The following is a 3,034-nucleotide window of genomic DNA, read 5'->3' as shown; positions in this document are numbered from 1 at the left end:
ACTGATTAAAGTGATACTATTTGATTAAACTTTTTCTAAAAGTTTGAAAGATTAAAATCTATCTAACCCTTAAAGCGTATTCGCCAGCTTTGGTAATGCCTAATTCTTGAGCAACTTCAGATTCTTCAGGATTAGTTACTATTAAAAGACCGCTCCAGTTAGAAGAAGTAGGGTTTTTGCATTCAGGGCATTGTTCCTTTTCAGTTAATAAACTGCAATGAGTACAAGCTTTTAATACCATTATTCTTCCACCTTAGCCATTGCTTTATTTTCTTTTGCCTTATTCTTTTCAGCTTCAATCCATTCAAATTTACCTAAATTAGGTTGTCTCATGGTAAGACCAATTTTAGATTCCTTAATGGATTTACCTTTAAGAGATAAAGTTACTATTCTTGCTCTGATCCTATCTCCTTCAGTTAAGATCTTATTGGTTTCATTACCTATAAGAGATGCATTTCTAGGGTCATAATTAATATAGTCGTCAGTTACTTGAGATACGTGTACAAGACCTTCCATTGGTCCAATCTTTACGAATGCACCAAATTCGGTAATGTCAGTAACTTCACCTTCAACAATTTCCTGTTGTTCAGGCTTAAAGAAAATAGCATTAAAGACTACATTATGGTATGCAGCACCATCACCCATAATAAGCACTCCTTCACCAATTTCTTCAATACTGAAAGCACCGACCATTAAACCTAAGTTCTTATCAAGTTGACCGATGTATTCTTCATTTAAAGTTTCAATAGCTACATCTTCAAGAGGTTCATCAAACCTATAAGGTGGAATTCTTACAGTTCCCTCAATAGTTGTCATGTAATACAAAATAATCCCTCGTTTTAAGTAAATTTAAATTTTTATAAAATCTTCGTGAAATATGAATATAATCAATATATACTAATTAATAATGCATAACTAATGCATTTTTAATTAAATATACTTTTAAATAATATTTAAAGTTAATCATAATTTATTTAATTAGTTAACCATCAGACAAGATAGCCTTCAACTGCCAGATACTTCTTTTGTCTTAAGATAACTAGAGCAATTCCTTTTTTCTTGGCCTTTTTTCTCAAATTGGCATCATTTGTAGCCAATACCTTAGAAATTCTGATTAAAGCATCATCTACAGACTCACCATCATTTAAAGGAATGTTTCTCACTTCAATCTCATCGGATTGTGCAATTTTCAAACCTAAACCAGCAGCCAGTCTAACCTTACCTTTACTGTTGTTTTTCAAACCATTAAGTTCATTTAGAACAAAATTGGTTGTAACCAACTTATAATTAGGCAAGATTCTTTTAAATTCTTCCAGAATATCTATATTGAATTGAAAAGGAATCATAAAAAAGTTAGTATCAATAAATACCTCTCTTTTATCCTCAGATTCCATGTTATCACAGTTAACTAAATTTTTAAAATAACGGTTCAACAATAATCAAAACCAAATCAAAACATGACCTATTTTAAAATTATTGAATGATACCGAATCCAATCAATCTCCAACGAGCACCTACTCTACGGGATAAAGCTACCCTATCACCCTTATCAGCACAGACAGGCAATTTCAATGCAACGCTGACATTTTTCTTAACTTTGGTTACAACACCGATGGTGGTGGTTGTACCACAGTTAATCATTAAAGGTTCCTTAATCTTAATTGGATCTACTTTTCTTTCATCTTTAGTTCCTACAACACGTTCCAATAGTTCAGTTTTCATATCAAAACTATGCAAGACTTCAGGTAATGTACCTTCAGCACCAGCAACAGAACCAGATAATGAATCAGCCTTGGTTAATGCAGGGTCTAATTTGGTAGCTACACCGATAAGACCGCCAGGTCCAACTTCTTCAACTGATTCTCCACCAGCTTCCAAGCCGATGATTTCAGAAGTTAAGCTAATCCATTTGTTTTGTTTGCTTTCTTTAATATTAATTCCAGGCCTAATTTCAATAATATCTCCTAATTTAAGAGTACCTTGAACTAAACTTCCACCGATTACTCCACCTTTGATTTTCTTAGGATGGGAACCAGGTTTATTAATATCAAAAGATCTAGCTACATGCATTCTAGCAGGTTTGTCTAATTCTTTTTCCGGTGTAAGGATTGTATCGTTGATAGCCTTAATAAGAATGTCAATATTAGCTCCTTGTTGAGCAGATACTGGGATGATTGGAGCATCTTCTGCACAAGTACCTTTTACGAATTCCTTGATTTCATTGTAACTCTCAATAGCTCTTTCTCTAGGAACAATATCCACTTTATTCTGAACTACAACTACATCTTTAACACCGATAACATCAAGTGCCATCAAGTGTTCTTTGGTTTGTGGTTGCGGACATTCTTCGTTAGCTGCAATTACTAAAACAGCACCGTCCATAATTGCTGCACCAGATAACATAGTAGCCATTAAAGTCTCGTGTCCTGGAGCATCTACAAAGGATACTTTTCTAACGACTTCAGTTTCACTTCCACAATGTTCACAAACATCTTTAGTAGTGTAACATAAAGGTTCTTCACAATTAGGACATTTTCTGAATTCAATATCTGCATATCCTAAACGAATTGAAATACCTCTTTTTGTTTCTTCACTGTGAGTATCTGTCCATACACCAGATAATGCTTTGGTAAGTGTTGTTTTTCCGTGATCGACGTGGCCCACAAGTCCTATGTTAACATCAGATTGTACTTTCACAGATTACACCTTTAATTTTTTTATAGTTTTTTTAGGAAATAATTTGAATTAATTAATAAATTTAAATTAATAAATGAATTTGAATTAATAAATGAATGAATGTAAATATTAATGAAAATTTATAATTAATATTGAATCATACTTATGAATCTTTAATAAATTCTCTTATTTTTTAATTTGAAATCATATTTATAATTCAATATTAATATAAACATGATTTTGAACTTTAAATTTGATAATAATAAAATATAATAATAATGCCACCTTCCATTGATGACATGAGAGCTTATGTCAATCCGGATGAAGTCTGCTTCATCATAGCGATAAAGATGAGAAA

4 protein-coding genes are annotated in these 3,034 nt (G+C 32.2%); all 4 read right to left on the bottom strand.

From position 1 onward, the window contains the following. Window positions 1-58: 58 nt before the first annotated feature. Window positions 59-241, bottom strand: coding sequence for a transcription elongation factor subunit Spt4 (gene spt4 / locus ACKI67_RS10370; RefSeq protein ID WP_407463458.1), 183 nt, complete (start codon window positions 239-241; stop codon window positions 59-61). Further along, entirely contained in the window at window positions 241-816 is a 576-nt protein-coding gene (locus ACKI67_RS10365; RefSeq protein WP_407463459.1) for a DNA-directed RNA polymerase, read from the bottom strand. The genes spt4 and ACKI67_RS10365 overlap by 1 nt, the downstream gene beginning before the upstream one ends. Window positions 817-989: 173 nt before the next feature. Continuing rightward, the gene (locus tag ACKI67_RS10360) at window positions 990-1,394 is read right to left on the bottom strand and encodes a PIN domain-containing protein (RefSeq protein ID WP_407463457.1); all 405 of its coding nucleotides are present in this window, start codon (window positions 1,392-1,394) and stop codon (window positions 990-992) included. Between the two features lie 79 nt (window positions 1,395-1,473). After that, window positions 1,474-2,697, bottom strand: a complete 1,224-nt coding sequence (locus ACKI67_RS10355; protein WP_407463456.1) for a translation initiation factor IF-2 subunit gamma — start codon at window positions 2,695-2,697, stop codon at window positions 1,474-1,476. Window positions 2,698-3,034 lie beyond the last annotated feature (337 nt).

It is taken from the genome of Methanobrevibacter sp. (assembly GCF_045577275.1).
Taxonomy (GTDB): Archaea; Methanobacteriota; Methanobacteria; order Methanobacteriales; family Methanobacteriaceae; genus Methanobrevibacter.
The sequence above is the reverse complement of the archived record's forward strand: the minus strand, read 5'-3'. Positions and strand labels throughout refer to the sequence as shown.

Coding starts and splice junctions, on each gene's coding strand:
- spt4 (WP_407463458.1), bottom strand. CDS start 241: ATGGTATTAAAAGCTTGTACTCATTGCAGTTTATTAACTGAAAAGGAA.
- ACKI67_RS10365 (WP_407463459.1), bottom strand. CDS start 816: ATGACAACTATTGAGGGAACTGTAAGAATTCCACCTTATAGGTTTGAT.
- ACKI67_RS10360 (WP_407463457.1), bottom strand. CDS start 1,394: ATGGAATCTGAGGATAAAAGAGAGGTATTTATTGATACTAACTTTTTT.